This window comes from Bacillus cereus group sp. RP37, assembly GCF_040459695.1.
Classification (GTDB): Bacteria; Bacillota; Bacilli; order Bacillales; family Bacillaceae_G; genus Bacillus_A.
The window spans coordinates 5,112,501-5,130,000 of record NZ_JARVHP010000001.1 but is presented as its reverse complement, the minus strand read 5'-3'; the positions used below and the strand labels follow the sequence as shown (position 1 = coordinate 5,130,000).

Sequence of the window (17,500 nt, the reverse complement as noted above, 5' to 3'; positions counted from 1 at the left end):
GCGATTGGTTGTGCACGTCCAAGCAGTTAGGCTGATAAGTAGGCAAATCCGCTTATCGTGAAGGCTGAGCTGTGATGGGGAAGCTCCTTATGGAGCGAAGTCTTTGATTCCCCGCTGCCAAGAAAAGCTTCTAGCGAGATAAAAGGTGCCTGTACCGCAAACCGACACAGGTAGGCGAGGAGAGAATCCTAAGGTGTGCGAGAGAACTCTGGTTAAGGAACTCGGCAAAATGACCCCGTAACTTCGGGAGAAGGGGTGCTTTCTTAACGGAAAGCCGCAGTGAATAGGCCCAAGCGACTGTTTAGCAAAAACACAGGTCTCTGCGAAGCCGTAAGGCGAAGTATAGGGGCTGACACCTGCCCGGTGCTGGAAGGTTAAGGAGAGGGGTTAGCGTAAGCGAAGCTCTGAACTGAAGCCCCAGTAAACGGCGGCCGTAACTATAACGGTCCTAAGGTAGCGAAATTCCTTGTCGGGTAAGTTCCGACCCGCACGAAAGGTGTAACGATTTGGGCACTGTCTCAACCAGAGACTCGGTGAAATTATAGTACCTGTGAAGATGCAGGTTACCCGCGACAGGACGGAAAGACCCCGTGGAGCTTTACTGTAGCCTGATATTGAATTTTGGTACAGTTTGTACAGGATAGGCGGGAGCCATTGAAACCGGAGCGCTAGCTTCGGTGGAGGCGCTGGTGGGATACCGCCCTGACTGTATTGAAATTCTAACCTACGGGTCTTATCGACCCGGGAGACAGTGTCAGGTGGGCAGTTTGACTGGGGCGGTCGCCTCCTAAAGTGTAACGGAGGCGCCCAAAGGTTCCCTCAGAATGGTTGGAAATCATTCGTAGAGTGCAAAGGCATAAGGGAGCTTGACTGCGAGACCTACAAGTCGAGCAGGGACGAAAGTCGGGCTTAGTGATCCGGTGGTTCCGCATGGAAGGGCCATCGCTCAACGGATAAAAGCTACCCCGGGGATAACAGGCTTATCTCCCCCAAGAGTCCACATCGACGGGGAGGTTTGGCACCTCGATGTCGGCTCATCGCATCCTGGGGCTGTAGTCGGTCCCAAGGGTTGGGCTGTTCGCCCATTAAAGCGGTACGCGAGCTGGGTTCAGAACGTCGTGAGACAGTTCGGTCCCTATCCGTCGTGGGCGTAGGAAATTTGAGAGGAGCTGTCCTTAGTACGAGAGGACCGGGATGGACGCACCGCTGGTGTACCAGTTGTTCTGCCAAGGGCATAGCTGGGTAGCTATGTGCGGAAGGGATAAGTGCTGAAAGCATCTAAGCATGAAGCCCCCCTCAAGATGAGATTTCCCATAGCGTAAGCTAGTAAGATCCCTGAAAGATGATCAGGTTGATAGGTTCGAGGTGGAAGCATGGTGACATGTGGAGCTGACGAATACTAATAGATCGAGGACTTAACCATATAATATGAAGCGAATGTTATCTAGTTTTGAAGGAATATGCCTTCAATAGTTTGGTGATGATGGCAGAGAGGTCACACCCGTTCCCATACCGAACACGGAAGTTAAGCTCTCTAGCGCCGATGGTAGTTGGGACCTTGTCCCTGTGAGAGTAGGACGTCGCCAAGCTATTTATATCATCGCGGGGTGGAGCAGCACGGTAGCTCGTCGGGCTCATAACCCGAAGGTCGCAGGTTCAAATCCTGTCCCCGCAACCAAATGGTCCCGTGGTGTAGTGGTTAACATGCCTGCCTGTCACGCAGGAGATCGCCGGTTCGACCCCGGTCGGGACCGCCATTTTATATAAAGAAAAGAACGAAACATGTTGTTTCGTATTTTTTTATTTGTTTTAACAAAAAACTAATAAAGACAGTCAAACTATCCTTAGGAAAACTCCTAAGGACTTTTTTATATATTCAAAACCTGTATAATAAAGAGCAGAGAACATTGTGAGTAAAGTAGGTGAAGTCTGTGAGTAAATATGAAATAACAACAAAATCTTCTGAAGAAACACAAAGATTATCAGAAAAGCTAGGTGAACTTGTCAGGGCACAAGATGTAATTATTCTAGAAGGAGATCTAGGGGCTGGTAAGACAACTTTTACAAAAGGACTAGCAAAAGGTCTTGGAGTGAAAAGAGTTGTAAATAGTCCTACCTTTAATATTATTAAAGAATATAAAGGGAGATTACCGCTATATCATATGGACGTGTATCGCTTAGCAGAAAGTGAAGAGGACTTAGGTTTTGATGAGTATTTCTACGGTGAAGGAATTACCGTAGTAGAATGGGCTCATTTAATAGAAGACTATTTACCAAATGAGAAGTTGCAAATTAGTTTATTCCATGCTGGAGATGACACAAGAAAAATTGTACTCGAGCCAATTGGAGATCGATATATTAGATTATGTGAGGAGCTATTACAAGATGAAAGTACTAGCAATTGATACTTCAAATTACGTAATGGGTGTATCCCTTATTGAGGAAGGAAACGTAATTGGGGAAATCATTACAAACTTAACAAAAAACCATTCTGTACGTCTTATGCCAGCTGTAGAACAACTGTTAAAAGAATGCGGTGTAAAACCGAAAGAATTAACTAAAATTGTTGTAGCTGCTGGGCCTGGATCATATACAGGTGTTCGTATAGGTGTGACAGCTGCAAAAACATTAGCTTGGTCACTTCAAATACCAATTGTAGGTGTATCAAGTTTAGAAGTAGTGGCTGCAAACGGTGCTAATTTTGATGGATTAATCTGTCCTTTATTCGATGGAAGACGTGGACAAATTTATACGGGCTTATATACATATGAAGGAGAGCATTTAACTTCTATAGAAGAAGACCGAATCATCCTTATTGTAGACTGGTTGCAAATGTTAAAAGATAAAGGAAAGCCTGTTTTATTTATTGGTAATGATGTTAAACTACACAAAGAAACAATTATCGAACATTTAGGCGATCAAGCTGTATTTGCTCCTTTCACTAAAAATAACCCAAGACCAAGTGAGTTAGCATTCTTAGGATTACAAAAAGAAGAACAAGATGTACATTCATTTGTTCCTAGTTATCTTCGTTTAGCTGAAGCTGAAACAAAGTGGTTAGAAAGTCAAAACAAGTAGGAGCTTGGAGAAGATGGATATGATATTTAGAAAGATGGAACTTGATGATATCGCTCAAATTGTAGCTATTGAAGAAGCATCTTTTTCAACTCCTTGGACTGCAGATGCCTTTCACCGTGAGTTAACGATGAATGAACATGCACATTATGTTGTGCTAGAAAAAGATGGCCGTGTAGTTGGATATTGTGGATTGTGGATAATTATTGATGAATCACATATAACAAATATAGCTATTTTGCCAGAATACAGAGGTCAAAAGCTAGGAGATGCTTTATTGAAAGAAGTTATTTCCGAAGCGAAAGACCTAGGGGTAAAAACGATGACACTTGAAGTACGTGTATCAAATGAAGTAGCAAAACAGTTATACAAAAAATACGGATTTCAAAATGGTGGAATTCGTAAACGATACTATGCAGACAATCAGGAAGATGGTCTCGTAATGTGGGTGAATATATAATGGGAAAAAATACGATTATACTTGGTATTGAAACAAGTTGCGATGAAACAGCAGTAGCAGTTGTTAAAAATGGAACGGAAATTATTGCGAATGTCGTTGCATCACAAATTGAAAGTCATAAACGTTTTGGCGGGGTTGTACCAGAGATTGCATCTCGTCATCATGTAGAAGAAATTACAGTTGTGTTAGAAGAAGCTTTAAAAGAAGCAAATATCACATTTGATGATATTGATGCAATTGCTGTAACAGAAGGACCTGGTTTAGTAGGGGCACTTTTAATAGGGGTAAATGCAGCGAAAGCAGTGGCTTTTGCACATGATATTCCTCTAGTGGGTGTTCATCATATTGCTGGTCACATTTATGCGAACCGTTTAGTAAAAGAAGTTCAATTCCCACTACTATCACTTGTTGTATCTGGTGGGCATACAGAGCTTGTTTATATGAAAGAACATGGTTCATTCGAAGTAATTGGTGAAACAAGAGATGATGCAGCTGGAGAGGCATATGATAAAGTAGCTCGTACGTTATCTATGCCATATCCAGGTGGTCCTCATATTGATCGCCTTGCGCATGAAGGAAAGCCGACAATTGATTTGCCTCGTGCATGGCTAGAACCTGATTCGTATGATTTCAGTTTCAGTGGATTGAAATCCGCAGTTATCAACACTGTGCATAACGCAAAACAACGTGGGATAGAAATTGCACCGGAAGATTTAGCAGCAAGTTTCCAAGAGAGTGTAATAGATGTGCTTGTAACGAAAGCATCTCGTGCAGCAGAAGCGTATAGTGTAAAGCAACTGCTTCTTGCGGGTGGAGTAGCTGCGAATAAAGGACTTCGCGCACGTTTGGAAGCAGAATTTGCGCCAAAAGAAAATATTGAGCTAATTATTCCTCCGCTATCTTTATGTACCGATAATGCGGCAATGATTGCAGCGGCAGGTACAATTGCATATGAACAAGGAAAACGTGCTACATTAGCTTTAAATGCAAATCCAGGATTAGATATTGAAGCATAGTTATGCACAAAATTAACCACAGCCTGTGGATAAAACCCATATTATCTGTTGATAATGTGGGTTTTGTTGTGTATATAAAATGTTGATAACTTTTTCGTTGATTGTGGATAATGTGGAAAAGTAATTTTGAGGTTTATTTTATAAAGGTGGATATGTGCATAAACTTGTGGATAAAGTAGATGAAGTCTGACCTTTAAATGTATTCTTTTTTGGGAAATAAAAAACAAGAAGATATCCTTAAAAAACATTTTGAAATATGCTCTAATTATAGATGTCGCTAACATTGTCAAACTTTGTCGGCAGATTGATATTTTGTGTCGAATCGTTGATTTGTTTAAAAAATCGTTTTGACAATATGACGTTGATTCCAACTAGAAGATAAAAAGGATGTCGCATAGTCAAAAATCCCGACTTATGAGACATCCTCTTTATCAATACTTTTATAAATGCAATTCTTCCCATTCTGCCATACAAGCTTCCAGTTGCTCTTGTAGTGTTTGCTTTTTCGTTGTAATTTCACTAGCCTTTTCATAATCTGCATATATTTCTGGTAAGCAAAGTTGATCTTCTAACGTAGCAATTTCTTCTTCAAATTCTATGATGTTTTGTTCTAGTTCCTCAATTTTCCGAGTGCGTTGACGCTCTAATTGTTTACGCTCTTTTTCTTCGAGATAATTTAATTTTTCTTGAGCTACAGTTTTTTGAACAGGTGCCTGATTTTCTTGCTGTTCTTGTTGTTCAAATTCTGCACGTTCGATCATCTCATTCTTCTTTTCAACGTAGTAATCGTAATCCCCTAGATATTCCTGTGCACCTTCTGTTGATAACTCAATAACAGTTGTCGTTACACGATTAATAAAGTAGCGGTCATGTGATACGAATAGAAGAGTTCCTGGGTAATCAATTAAAGCATTCTCCAAAATCTCTTTACTATTTAAATCGAGATGGTTCGTAGGCTCATCGAGAATTAATAAATTCGATTTTTGCATCATAAGTTTTGCAAGAGCTAATCGAGCTTTTTGTCCACCACTAAGAGAAGATACGGGCTTTAATACATCATCTCCTGTGAATAAGAAGTTACCTAGTATCGTGCGAATTTCTTTTTCAGGCTGCAATGGATATTCATCCCATAATTCATTTAAAACTCGCTTAGAAGATGTTAAGTTAGCTTGTTCTTGATCATAATAGCCAACAGAGACATTGGATCCGAAAGAAACATCACCATTTAGTAGAGGTAACTTATTCACAAGTGATTTTAACAATGTGGATTTCCCGATTCCGTTCGGTCCAACTAAAGCAACACTATCCCCGCGAGTTAAGCGCATTGTTACATGTTCAATAATCGGATCCTCATCATAGCCGATGGTTGCATCCTTTACTTGTAAAACATCATTTCCGCTTTGTTTTTCAATATCGAAGTGGAAGGATGCTGACTTAGAATCACCTAATGGTCTTGTTAATAATTCCATTCGGTCTAATTGTTTACGACGGCTTTGCGCACGTTTTGTCGTAGATGCACGAGCTATATTTTTTTGAACGAAGTCCTCAAGCTTAGCAATTTCATCCTGTTGCTTTTCATAACGTTTCATTTCTTGCTCGTATAGCGCTGATTTTAAATCTAAATATTTACTGTAGTTACCAACAAATCGTCTGCTCTCTTTATTCGAAATTTCATATACTTGTGTAACGAGTTTATCTAAGAAATAACGGTCATGGGAAACGATTAGTATTGCGCCAGGATAGCCTTGTAAATATTGTTCAAGCCATGTTAATGTTTCGATATCTAAATGGTTTGTAGGCTCGTCCAAAATAAGTAAGTCCGGTTTCGTTAATAATAATTTACCGAGAGCCAATCGTGTTTTTTGTCCACCGCTTAATGTAGAAATCGTCGTCTGATGCGTTTCAACTGGGAAGCCAAGCCCGCTTAAAATCGAACGAATATCTGCTTCGTACTGATAGCCACCTTGATCTTTATAATCTAATTGTAATTGATCGTAATCAGCTAATAATCTTTCATATATAGCCTCGTTTGAAAAGTTTTCTTCTTTTCCCATCTCTTGCTCTAGCCTTCGAAGTTTTGTCTCCATTTGCTGCAAGTGTGTAAAGACAGTTAACATTTCATCCCAAATTGTTAAAGATGTTTCTAACCCGGTATTTTGAGCTAAATATCCGATGGAGACATCTTTCGGTTTTATAATTTCGCCACCATCATGGGATAGCTCACCAGCTATTATTTTTAATAATGTAGATTTTCCGGCTCCATTTCGTCCGACTAATGCGATACGATCTTTCGTTTGAACTTCCAATTTTATGTTTGCAAGAATCGTTTCTGCACCGTATAATTTCGAAAGCGCGTTTACTTGTAATAAAATCAATGTTTTCACCTCAAATAATTTCTTAACTTTGCCATGTTTATATTTCTCAATCATACTAAAAATAGTGTATAGTTTAAAATAAAGAGAGAATACTTCTTTTCTTTATTATACAGGGAAATTCATGAGTGCTAAACTTCTGTATTTGATTCAAGCATATGAATAAAGATAGGAAGAGAGGAGAGGTTATATGGATCAGCACAAAATTCCACAGGCCACTGCCAAACGATTGCCTCTATACTATCGATTTATCCAAAACTTATCTCTTTCTGGTAAGCAACGTGTTTCATCAGCTGAATTGAGCGAAGCGGTAAAGGTTGATTCCGCAACGATTCGAAGAGATTTTTCATATTTTGGAGCGTTAGGGAAAAAGGGTTATGGATATAACGTAAATTATTTATTATCATTTTTCCGTGAAACACTCGACCAAGATGATATAACACGTGTAGCACTTATTGGAGTAGGTAATTTAGGGACCGCTTTCTTACATTATAATTTCACGAAAAACAATAATACAAAAATTGAAATGGCGTTTGACGTTAGTGAAGAGAAAGTCGGAACAGAAATCGGGGGCATTCCTGTATATCATTTAGATGAATTAGAAGAACGTTTATCAACTGATATACAAGTGGCAATATTAACAGTACCCGCTACAGTAGCACAATCTGTAGCAGATAGATTAGCGGAAACGAACGTGCATGGTATTTTAAATTTCACACCAGCGCGCTTAAATGTGTCAGACAATATAAGAATTCATCATATTGATTTAGCAGTAGAATTACAAACACTTGTTTACTTTTTGAAGAATTATCCACAATAAAACGCAGAGGAAGCGACCTCTGCGTTTTATTATTATTTTTTCTTTGTGAATTTAACTAAGATAAGGCGAAGTGCCAAATTAAAATCAATTGTTGCCATAACTGCAAATAGTATTGTCCACATATTCCAGATTGTATCTGTTACGTTCGTAATGGCGAAGCGTGTAAAGATACATCCAAGAAGGAAGTACAATGCAGCCATGAATAATGGCGAGTTTCTCATACTAAAAATCCTCCGATAAAGCCTTGCATTTTTTCAGCTTCTTTAATCATTTCTTGAATTTGTTCATTACTCACTAAAACTTGAGCAATTGCAACTAATGTATTCATTGCAACATGGGCTGCAATTGGAACGATAATGCGCTTCGTTTTTACATATAAAAAGGCGAATACGAGCCCCATAGCAGTGTATACCAATAAGTGAGTAAAATCAAAATGAATTGCTGCGAATACGAGAGAACTAATGATAGCAGCAATAAAGAAATTAAACTTCTTATACAGTGTACCAAATAAAATTTTTCTAAATACGATTTCTTCCAAAATAGGTCCTATTATAGATATAACGATAAGGAACCAAGGTGTCGTTCTTGCGATATCCATAAGTCTCGCTGTATTTTCAGATCCAGGTTTAATACCTAATACATACATTTCGATCATACCGGCAATACTTTGCGAGAAAAATGCTAAGAAGAATCCGATAAAAATCCAACCAATCGTAGCTGGAACAGTAGAGCGCTTTGTATCTAAATGTCTGTCGCGAATATCAGCTTTAAGTAACCAAAGTACGATACATAATGCAATAAAGAAGCTAATGATTGCCCAGTGTCCAGTTATGAGTTGAAATTTCTCTTCTCTAGTAAATCCCCTGTTATCATAAAGTCCAGTTTTCAGCAGAAGTGGTAATCCAGCAATGGATGATAACTGCATTAAAATGTATGTAACGATAACCCACCAATATTGTTTTTTCAAATGGTTTAACCATCCTTTCTAACTCTAGTGTATGAGATAAGGTAGGATAACATGTAAGTATGCTACCTACGATATAAACCTCACTTAAATTATGTTTTTTTCGTAAATCCTTATTTGAAATGATAATAGAAGACAGGAGAAAGTTGTGTGTATAGCGAAAACAACTTAGGGTGTCCTTTCATATTGTAACATACGAGTAGTGGAAACAACGATTCATATAGTAAAGGTAGAAGAAGAGGGACTCTATATAGAAAAGTGTATAGCTTAATTTGCGAAAAAATTATGATTTTTTTACTTGCAAAAGAAATTGAGATTATTTATTATTATAAGTGTGTTAGCACTCGGGTGAGTTGAGTGCTAATAAATAAAATTTACATAACAAAATGAGGAGGTTATTGTTCATGCTAAAGCCATTAGGTGATCGCGTTGTAATTGAGCTTGTTCAAGCAGAAGAAAAAACAGCAAGTGGTATTGTATTACCAGACACTGCAAAAGAAAAACCACAAGAGGGTAAAGTTATTGCAGTAGGTACTGGTCGAGTGCTTGAAAATGGTGAGCGTGTTGCTTTAGAGGTAGCAGCAGGTGATCTTATCATCTTCTCAAAATATGCAGGTACTGAAGTGAAATACGAAGGTACAGACTACTTGATTTTACGTGAAAGTGACATTTTAGCAGTTATCGGTTAATTATATAAATCTTAAAAAATCCAAGGGGGTCAATTATTATGGCAAAAGATATTAAATTTAGTGAAGAAGCACGTCGTTCGATGCTTCGCGGTGTCGACACTCTTGCAAACGCAGTAAAAGTAACGCTGGGACCAAAAGGTCGTAACGTTGTACTTGAGAAGAAATTCGGTTCACCACTTATTACAAATGACGGTGTAACAATCGCAAAAGAAATCGAATTAGAAGATGCATTCGAAAACATGGGTGCAAAATTAGTAGCAGAAGTTGCTAGCAAAACAAATGATGTAGCTGGTGACGGAACAACAACTGCAACTGTATTAGCGCAAGCTATGATTCGTGAAGGTCTTAAAAACGTAACAGCTGGTGCAAACCCAATGGGTCTTCGTAAAGGTATCGAAAAAGCTGTTACTGCTGCAATTGCAGAATTAAAAACAATTTCTAAACCGATCGAAGGTAAATCTTCTATCGCACAAGTAGCTGCTATTTCTGCGGCTGACGAAGAAGTTGGTCAATTAATCGCTGAAGCAATGGAGCGCGTTGGTAACGACGGCGTTATTACTTTAGAAGAATCTAAAGGATTTACAACAGAATTAGACGTAGTAGAAGGTATGCAATTTGATCGTGGATATGCATCTCCTTACATGATTACTGATTCTGACAAAATGGAAGCAGTTCTTGATAACCCATACATCTTAATTACTGATAAGAAGATTTCTAACATCCAAGAAATCTTACCAGTATTAGAGCAAGTGGTACAACAAGGTAAACCACTTCTTATCATTGCTGAAGATGTAGAAGGTGAAGCATTAGCTACATTAGTAGTGAACAAACTTCGTGGTACATTCAATGTAGTAGCTGTTAAAGCTCCTGGATTTGGTGACCGTCGTAAAGCAATGCTAGAAGATATCGCAATCTTAACTGGTGGCGAAGTAATCACTGAAGAATTAGGTCGTGACTTAAAATCTGCTACAGTTGAATCTTTAGGACGCGCTGGTAAAATTGTTGTAACGAAAGAAAACACAACTGTAGTTGAAGGTATTGGGAATTCACAACAAATCGAAGCTCGCATCGGTCAAATCCGCGCGCAATTAGAAGAAACTACTTCTGAATTCGATCGTGAAAAATTACAAGAGCGCCTTGCAAAACTTGCAGGTGGCGTAGCGGTAATTAAAGTAGGTGCAGCAACTGAAACTGAGTTAAAAGAGCGCAAACTTCGCATTGAAGATGCACTTAACTCAACTCGTGCAGCAGTAGAAGAAGGTATCGTTGCAGGTGGTGGTACTTCACTTATGAACGTATACACGAAAGTAGCTTCTATCGTAGCTGAAGGCGACGAAGCAACAGGTATCAACATCGTACTTCGTGCATTAGAAGAGCCAGTTCGTCAAATCGCAATCAACGCTGGTCTAGAAGGATCTGTAGTTGTAGAGCGTCTAAAAGGCGAAAAAGTAGGCGTTGGTTTCAACGCAGCTACTGGTGAGTGGGTTAACATGCTTGAAACTGGTATCGTAGATCCAGCTAAAGTAACTCGCTCTGCACTTCAAAACGCAGCATCTGTTGCAGCTATGTTCTTAACAACTGAAGCTGTAGTAGCTGACAAGCCAGAACCAAATGCACCAGCAATGCCTGACATGGGCGGCATGGGCATGGGCGGTATGGGCGGAATGATGTAATAAGCATCACTCTGTGAAGCTGTGCAATGTATAAATAAATAATTAGAAGGCTACTTCCTTGGTAAAAGGAGGTAGTCTTTTTTGTGTTGTTAAATTTTGCATACCAAGAATTTCTGGAAGACCGTAAGTTTAGGAATACAACGGAGGTAAATATTCAAAATTATAAGGTTCTCTTAGGTGGTTTTATTGATTACTGTCACGATAATGACATTTTGAATGTTGAAGAAGTAGAATTAAGGATGTGCAGGAACTAATAAAAGAGTATGCGGATAAAGTTCTGGATAGAGTAGATGTAAAAAATGATTATCACGATTCGTATACAGCATCTAAAGTATTACGTGAAGAACTTAAGGATGCAGCGCATCATCTAACGCCTTGGAACGACAGTAGGGCAGAAAAGGCACAAAAATATTAAAGGAATTTAGGATAGACCATGATTCGGCGGCTAACGGAGTATTTTTATCTTATAAAGTGAATGAATACGTGGTTACTGAAGTCTTACACATAGGCAATCATAGTTCAGAGTACATACTTGAAGTAGAGAGGGTATGAAGTCTTATTAAGAAACGAGGCGGTACCCAGGAAGATATTGTTGAATCTTTACATGATATAAGAGAACGTTTATTGAATGGTGAATTAAAATTAAATAAATCGAAGAAAGAGTAATCTTATTTATACTAGAAAAATAGCAAAGGAGAGTAAAAATGAAAATTTGGGAATTAAAGAGTTCATTTGATGACTATGAATCCTTTCAGCTATTGAATTTAGAAGGAGATTCTAAAAAATATTTTGAAGGAAAAATTGACTCGGCAGCAAAAGCATCTGATTCATGGGGAGAAATACGTATTAAATGTGTAGAAGAAGGAAATCAAAGTGATTCCCCTCATTTTTGGGGAGAAGTTGGTACACCAATGGTTAGTGAGAAAGCTAAAAAATTCTTAGAATCTATGCTGGGTGATAATGTAGAATTTCTTCCCCTAATTCATGATGTGACGGGCGAAGTCTATTATATAATTAACGTTTTAAATGCAATAGATGCTATTGATTATGAAAAAGCTATACTAAAGAAATTACGCTCTGGTTTAGTAATAGACTTCAAAAAATACGCATTCTTATCTAATATGGTTAAGAACCAAACAATATTTAAAGTTTACTTAAATGAAATATTACATATTCCTTCTGTTTTTGTATCAGATGAGTTGAGAAGTGCAGTTTTAGAAAGTGATTTAAAAGGTTTTGAATTTGTAGAGGTATGGGATTCAAAAGTGGACATGTAAAAGAAAGTCCTAAAATAACTGATAGAAGTTGAAATAATGGTTTGCATTAACTAGACACTTATAAGATGGAGATAGTGTAGATATAACTTGGTCTATACCCAAATATAATACCTATACTAAAAGTGAATAAATACTCTTAGTAAGAAGTTTTTTAGCAGAAACTTATCAGACGGTACTTATCTAGAATTTGATAAACCATCTGGCACAGTAATGAAAACATATAATGATTTCATTACAATGCTTGAGGAAGCATTGAAAAAGAGTCCTTCTTTAATACGGAGGTATTAACGCTATGTTTAACTTTTTGAAAAAACATATTGTAGCAGACGAAAGTATTAAATCTAATCAAACCCCTATTTTTTACCCTTTGCCAAAAGAAGAGATAGCAGAAGCAGGGGATTTGTTAAAAATACAGTTCCCTAAAGAACTAAAACATTTCTTTGAGGAAATTGGTTATGGATTTTTAAGTACCAATAGAAATTTAATCAATAGATTTATGGACCCGATTTCAGTTGCAGATTTTCGTTTAAGACAGGATATTTATGAACATAATCCAAACTTGGATGATACAGATGATGAAGAATCATTGGTATTTTTCGAAATTACGGAAATTAGTTTTTTAACAATTAAATTTAAAGAGGAAAATGAATTAGGCCAATGTCCTATTTACTCTGAGGATGAGAAAATAGCGGATTCTTTAGAAGAATTTTTAATTAAAATGGACGAAAACCCTGACTATTATATTTAATCTTATTAATAATTGCTTTAAGGCTTAGGGTTTGAGAAACAGCTAATTATGAATAACAAAAAGCTTATGTATAACTTGCATAGGCTTTTATAATGTCTATTAACCCTCTTATTTGAGGTGTATTTATGTCAGCGTAAGAGCTAGAACAGGTTGATGAAATTCTTAAAGAAGCTGGTTACGGTTTTCAGTACATACATAAGTCATAATGTATTAAAAATTTTTATACGGATAGGTAAACATAAATAGGAAGAAACTGATGATACAACTTTACAACTATTAACCACTATTTTTCACTTGAAATATAATTTTCAAGCTAAGAAGTAGTACTGCTTCTTAAAATATATACATAGCTAAACTAACAACTTTAGCTATAGTAGCCGACAAGCCAGAACCAAATGCACCAGCAATGCCTGACATGGGCGGAATGATGTTTTTTTATGTTTTTTAGCAAAGGAAATGAATTTCTGTAGAATTTTGTCGCTTTCTCTCTTGACCATATAGATACTTCATTGTTAGAATCTAGGAAGATAATATAAAACGATCCTTCATATATCCTCAAAGATAAGGTTTGAGAGTCTCTACCGGGTTACCGTAAACGACCTGACTATGAAGGCAGTGTGTCTTATATTTATAAAGAGCGGAGACTATCTTTCTTTATAAAGCCAGACCCCTGCCTTTTCTTTGTTATGAGACTAGAGGCGGAGGACTGGCTTTTTTTATTATATTAGTAATGCTTTTCGCCAAATTGGTGAAAATATTTATATACGAGAACTAACGTTGGGGTGATTATTTTGAAGAAGCAGCACGATACAATTATCGTTTTAGATTTTGGGAGTCAATACAATCAGTTAATAGCACGTCGAATTCGTGAGTTCGGTGTATACAGTGAACTTCATCCACATACAATTACTGCAGAAGAAATTAAAGCAATGAATCCAAAAGGGATTATCTTCTCTGGTGGACCAAATAGTGTATACGGTGAAGGTGCATTACATTGTGATGAAAAAATCTTTGAACTAGGATTACCGATCTTCGGAATTTGTTACGGTATGCAGCTTATGACGCAACACTTTGGTGGTAAAGTAGAGCGTGCGAATCACCGTGAGTACGGAAAAGCTGTTCTGAAAGTAGAGAACGAATCAAAATTATATGCGAATCTTCCAGAAGAGCAAGTTGTATGGATGAGTCATGGTGACTTAGTAACTGGTTTACCTGAAGGATTCGTAGTAGATGCAACAAGTGAGTCTTGTCCAATTGCTGGTATGAGCAATGAAGAGCAAAACTTATACGGTGTACAATTCCACCCAGAAGTACGTCACTCTGAGCACGGTAACGATTTAATTAAAAACTTCGTATTCGGCGCATGTGGCTGTTCTGAAGGATGGAACATGGAGAACTTTATCGAAGTAGAATTAGAAAAAATCCGTGAAACTGTTGGAGACAAAAAAGTACTATGCGCACTTAGCGGCGGTGTAGACTCTTCTGTTGTAGCAGTATTAATTCATAAAGCAATCGGCGACCAATTAACATGTATTTTCGTTGACCATGGTTTACTTCGTAAAGGTGAAGCGGAAGGCGTTATGAAAACATTCAGCGAAGGCTTCCACATGAACGTTATTAAAGTGGATGCACAAGAACGTTTCATGAACAAGTTAAAAGGTGTAGAAGATCCAGAACAAAAACGTAAAATCATCGGTAATGAATTCATTTACGTATTTGATGATGAAGCTTCTAAATTACAAGGTATGGACTTCCTAGCACAAGGTACACTTTACACAGACATCGTTGAAAGTGGTACAGCAACTGCACAAACCATTAAATCTCACCATAATGTTGGTGGTCTTCCAGAAGACATGCAGTTCAAATTAATTGAGCCTTTAAACACGTTATTTAAAGATGAAGTACGTGTATTAGGATCAGAACTAGGAATTCCTGATGAAATCGTATGGCGTCAACCATTCCCAGGCCCTGGTCTTGGTATTCGTGTATTAGGTGAAATCACAGAAGAGAAATTAGAAATCGTTCGTGAATCTGATGCGATTTTACGTGAAGAAATTATAAAAGCGGGCTTAGACCGCGAAATCTGGCAATACTTCACTGCGCTTCCTGGTATGCGCAGCGTAGGTGTTATGGGTGACGAGCGTACTTACGATTACACAGTAGGTATCCGTGCAGTAACGTCTATCGACGGTATGACAGCTGACTGGGCACGTATCCCTTGGGACGTATTAGAGAAAATTTCTGTACGTATCGTAAACGAAGTAAAACACGTTAACCGTATCGTGTATGATGTAACGAGTAAGCCACCAGCAACTATTGAGTGGGAATAGTATTATAGTAAAAAAGATCCATCTATTGCTTAGGCGTAGATGGATCTTTTTATTTATGTGTTTAATACGAACGAAATTATAAAAAAATATAAAAATGTTCGTTTTTAAATTGACAAAAGCGCTTATGCGAGTTAATATGAGTATGTAATTCAAACGAAAAGTGAATATTATGCCGTCGTATAATATCGGGGATATGGCCCGAAAGTTTCTACCTAGCTACCGTAAATGGCTTGACTACGAGGCGTTTAGATAAAGATGAGGGGAAACTTGTCTTTATTCATAGAACGCTTCCATGTATATGCAATGGAAGCCTTTTTTATTTTTAATAGATAAAAGAGGGCTAGGGAGATTACGGCGAGTAATCATATAACGGGGGAAACGTAAGATGAAACGCTATTTTCAGTTTGATGAACTCGGCACAAATTATAAAACAGAGTTCATAGCAGGTTTAACGACATTTTTATCTATGGCTTATGTACTATTTGTCAATCCTGCTACGCTGTCACTTGGAAATGTTAAAGGGTTACCGGCAGGTACAGGAATGGATCCAGGTGCAGTATTCGTTGCTACAGCATTAGCAGCAGCAATCGGTTCGTTAATTATGGGTATTTTCGCGAAGTATCCAATTGCTTTAGCACCAGGTATGGGAATTAACGCGTTCTTTGCTTATACGGCAGTGTTAACGATGGGGATTCCGTGGCAAACAGCGATTGCCGGAACATTAATGTCAGGTATTATCTTTATTATTCTTACTGCTTCAGGTATTCGTGAAAAAATCATTAATGCAATTCCATCAGAGTTAAAGTTCGCAGTAGCGGCAGGTATCGGATTATTCATTGCTTTCCTTGGATTCCAAAATGCTGGAATTATCGTGAAAAATGATGCTGTCCTTGTTGGGTTGGGGGATTTAACAAAGGGCACAACGTTACTAGCAATCTTCGGGGTTGTTACTACAATCATCTTCATGATTAAGAAAGTTAATGGTGCAGTGTTTTACGGTATGATTCTTACGGCAATCTTAGGAGTAGCAACAGGATTGATAGATACTCCGAAAGCTGTAGTGGGAGCAATACCGAGTCTAGAACCAACGTTCGGCGTGGCGTTAACGCACTTCGGAGATATTTTTACAGTTCAAATGGGGATTGTTATTATAACGTTCTTCTTTATCGATTTCTTTGATACAGCAGGTACGCTTGTAGCGGTTGCGAATCAAGCAGGATTAATGAAGAACAATAAATTACCACGTGCAGGAAAAGCGTTATTTGCAGATGCGATTGCAACTGTAATTGGTGCGATCTTGGGTACATCAACAACAACGTCTTACATTGAATCGTCTGCAGGAGTAGCAGCGGGAGGACGTTCTGGATTTACAGCAGTTGTAACAGCAGGATTCTTCTTACTGGCACTATTCTTCTCGCCATTACTAAGTGTTGTAACGCCAGCTGTAACGGCACCAGCTTTAATTATTGTAGGAATATTGATGGTTTCTTCCTTAGGGGAAATTGATTGGAAGAAATTCGAGATTGCAGTACCAGCATTCTTTACAATTATCTCTATGCCACTTACGTATAGTATCGCAACTGGGATTGCGATTGGATTTATCTTCTATCCAATTACAATGGTTGTGAGTGGTCGTCGTAAAGAGGTTCATCCGATTATGTATGTTATGGGAGTTTTATTCGTACTATATTTCATCTACGTTCGTAAATAAAAGGGGTTTTTAAAAGGTCTAGACTTAAGGGGAGTCTAGACCTTTTTTGCGTCTTCAGAAAATCTTAAGGATTTCCGAGCGTTTTTCTTCAGAAGTTTTCCTATAATAGAAGTTAGGGATTAAAAAAGTAATGGGGGAGATATTGTGGCAAATGAAACAATACTTGTCGTAGATGATGAAAAAGAAATTAGGAATCTTATTACAATCTATTTAAAGAATGAAGGATATAAAGTACTGCAAGCAGGAGACGGAGAAGAAGGGTTACGTCTCCTGGAAGAAAATGAAGTGCATCTAGTCGTATTAGATATTATGATGCCGAAAGTAGACGGTATCCATATGTGTATGAAAGTAAGGGAAGAAAAAGA

Annotated in this window: 17 protein-coding genes, 2 tRNA genes, 2 rRNA genes and 2 riboswitches (2 of these 23 only partly in view); of the genes, 18 read left to right on the top strand and 3 right to left on the bottom strand. The window is 38.0% G+C overall.

All coding sequences use genetic code 11. The features are described from left to right. The 8 genes from QCI44_RS26870 to tsaD all read left to right on the top strand — a co-directional run. Positions 1-1,423 (top strand): 23S ribosomal RNA (locus tag QCI44_RS26870); it begins 1,499 nt to the left of the window's first position. Positions 1,424-1,473: 50 nt separating this feature from the next. Continuing rightward, positions 1,474-1,589 (top strand): 5S ribosomal RNA (rrf, locus tag QCI44_RS26865). A 12-nt stretch (positions 1,590-1,601) separates the two neighbouring features. Beyond that, a tRNA-Met gene (locus QCI44_RS26860) sits at positions 1,602-1,678 on the top strand. A gap of 3 nt (positions 1,679-1,681) precedes the next feature. Then, a tRNA-Asp gene (locus QCI44_RS26855) sits at positions 1,682-1,757 on the top strand. A gap of 174 nt (positions 1,758-1,931) precedes the next feature. Continuing rightward, positions 1,932-2,405: a tRNA (adenosine(37)-N6)-threonylcarbamoyltransferase complex ATPase subunit type 1 TsaE gene (gene tsaE / locus QCI44_RS26850; protein ID WP_116363816.1), complete on the top strand. Its 474-nt coding sequence runs from the start codon at positions 1,932-1,934 to the stop codon at positions 2,403-2,405. Continuing rightward, positions 2,386-3,078 carry a tRNA (adenosine(37)-N6)-threonylcarbamoyltransferase complex dimerization subunit type 1 TsaB gene (tsaB, locus tag QCI44_RS26845; protein WP_016089584.1) on the top strand — a complete coding sequence of 231 codons (693 nt, stop codon included), beginning with the start codon at positions 2,386-2,388 and terminating at the stop codon, positions 3,076-3,078. Before tsaE ends, tsaB begins: the two co-directional genes overlap by 20 nt. A 13-nt stretch (positions 3,079-3,091) precedes the next feature. After that, complete coding sequence (gene rimI / locus QCI44_RS26840; protein WP_016133464.1) at positions 3,092-3,535, top strand: ribosomal protein S18-alanine N-acetyltransferase; 444 nt, start codon at positions 3,092-3,094, stop codon at positions 3,533-3,535. Beyond that, positions 3,535-4,551, top strand: a complete 1,017-nt coding sequence (gene tsaD / locus QCI44_RS26835) for a tRNA (adenosine(37)-N6)-threonylcarbamoyltransferase complex transferase subunit TsaD (RefSeq protein ID WP_016089582.1) — start codon at positions 3,535-3,537, stop codon at positions 4,549-4,551. Before rimI ends, tsaD begins: the two co-directional genes overlap by 1 nt. A 440-nt stretch (positions 4,552-4,991) precedes the next feature. Here tsaD and QCI44_RS26830 read toward each other — a convergent pair whose 3' ends face one another. After that, positions 4,992-6,926, bottom strand: coding sequence for an ABC-F family ATP-binding cassette domain-containing protein (locus QCI44_RS26830; RefSeq protein ID WP_218009487.1), 1,935 nt, complete (start codon positions 6,924-6,926; stop codon positions 4,992-4,994). Positions 6,927-7,113: 187 nt separating this feature from the next. Between QCI44_RS26830 and QCI44_RS26825 the strand changes: the two genes are divergently transcribed. Further along, entirely contained in the window at positions 7,114-7,743 is a 630-nt protein-coding gene (locus QCI44_RS26825; RefSeq protein ID WP_016089580.1) for a redox-sensing transcriptional repressor Rex, read from the top strand. A gap of 32 nt (positions 7,744-7,775) precedes the next feature. Here the strand turns inward: QCI44_RS26825 and QCI44_RS26820 are convergent, their stop codons facing one another. Further along, positions 7,776-7,964, bottom strand: coding sequence for a YdiK family protein (locus QCI44_RS26820; protein WP_016089579.1), 189 nt, complete (start codon positions 7,962-7,964; stop codon positions 7,776-7,778). Continuing rightward, positions 7,961-8,710 (bottom strand): CPBP family intramembrane glutamic endopeptidase, encoded by a 750-nt coding sequence (locus tag QCI44_RS26815; RefSeq protein ID WP_016089578.1) that lies wholly within the window; start codon positions 8,708-8,710, stop codon positions 7,961-7,963. The genes QCI44_RS26820 and QCI44_RS26815 overlap by 4 nt, the downstream gene beginning before the upstream one ends. 401 nt (positions 8,711-9,111) lie before the next feature. On the opposite strand from QCI44_RS26815, the gene groES reads away from it, so the two are divergent. The 9 genes from groES to QCI44_RS26770 all read left to right on the top strand — a co-directional run. Next, positions 9,112-9,396, top strand: a complete 285-nt coding sequence (gene groES / locus QCI44_RS26810; RefSeq protein ID WP_000917306.1) for a co-chaperone GroES — start codon at positions 9,112-9,114, stop codon at positions 9,394-9,396. Between the two features lie 38 nt (positions 9,397-9,434). Then, positions 9,435-11,069, top strand: a complete 1,635-nt coding sequence (gene groL, locus QCI44_RS26805) for a chaperonin GroEL (RefSeq protein WP_016133466.1) — start codon at positions 9,435-9,437, stop codon at positions 11,067-11,069. A gap of 241 nt (positions 11,070-11,310) precedes the next feature. After that, positions 11,311-11,484 (top strand): hypothetical protein, encoded by a 174-nt coding sequence (locus tag QCI44_RS26800; protein ID WP_223261064.1) that lies wholly within the window; start codon positions 11,311-11,313, stop codon positions 11,482-11,484. After that, positions 11,478-11,621, top strand: coding sequence for an AHH domain-containing protein (locus QCI44_RS26795; protein ID WP_223261066.1), 144 nt, complete (start codon positions 11,478-11,480; stop codon positions 11,619-11,621). The genes QCI44_RS26800 and QCI44_RS26795 overlap by 7 nt, the downstream gene beginning before the upstream one ends. Positions 11,622-11,773: 152 nt before the next feature. Continuing rightward, positions 11,774-12,346, top strand: a complete 573-nt coding sequence (locus QCI44_RS26790; protein ID WP_016133468.1) for an imm11 family protein — start codon at positions 11,774-11,776, stop codon at positions 12,344-12,346. A gap of 292 nt (positions 12,347-12,638) precedes the next feature. Further along, positions 12,639-13,094 carry an SMI1/KNR4 family protein gene (locus QCI44_RS26785; RefSeq protein ID WP_016089573.1) on the top strand — a complete coding sequence of 152 codons (456 nt, stop codon included), beginning with the start codon at positions 12,639-12,641 and terminating at the stop codon, positions 13,092-13,094. Between the two features lie 525 nt (positions 13,095-13,619). Beyond that, positions 13,620-13,721, top strand: a riboswitch (purine riboswitch). Between the two features lie 164 nt (positions 13,722-13,885). Continuing rightward, complete coding sequence (guaA, locus tag QCI44_RS26780) at positions 13,886-15,424, top strand: glutamine-hydrolyzing GMP synthase (protein ID WP_139242467.1); 1,539 nt, start codon at positions 13,886-13,888, stop codon at positions 15,422-15,424. A 155-nt stretch (positions 15,425-15,579) separates the two neighbouring features. After that, positions 15,580-15,681, top strand: a riboswitch (purine riboswitch). A gap of 128 nt (positions 15,682-15,809) precedes the next feature. After that, positions 15,810-17,135: an NCS2 family permease gene (locus QCI44_RS26775; protein ID WP_000833096.1), complete on the top strand. Its 1,326-nt coding sequence runs from the start codon at positions 15,810-15,812 to the stop codon at positions 17,133-17,135. Between the two features lie 144 nt (positions 17,136-17,279). After that, positions 17,280-17,500, top strand: the start of a protein-coding gene (locus QCI44_RS26770) for a response regulator transcription factor (protein ID WP_001262950.1). Its footprint extends 481 nt past the window's final position; the window shows 221 of its 702 coding nt (coding positions 1-221); the start codon lies at positions 17,280-17,282; the stop codon falls past the right edge of the window.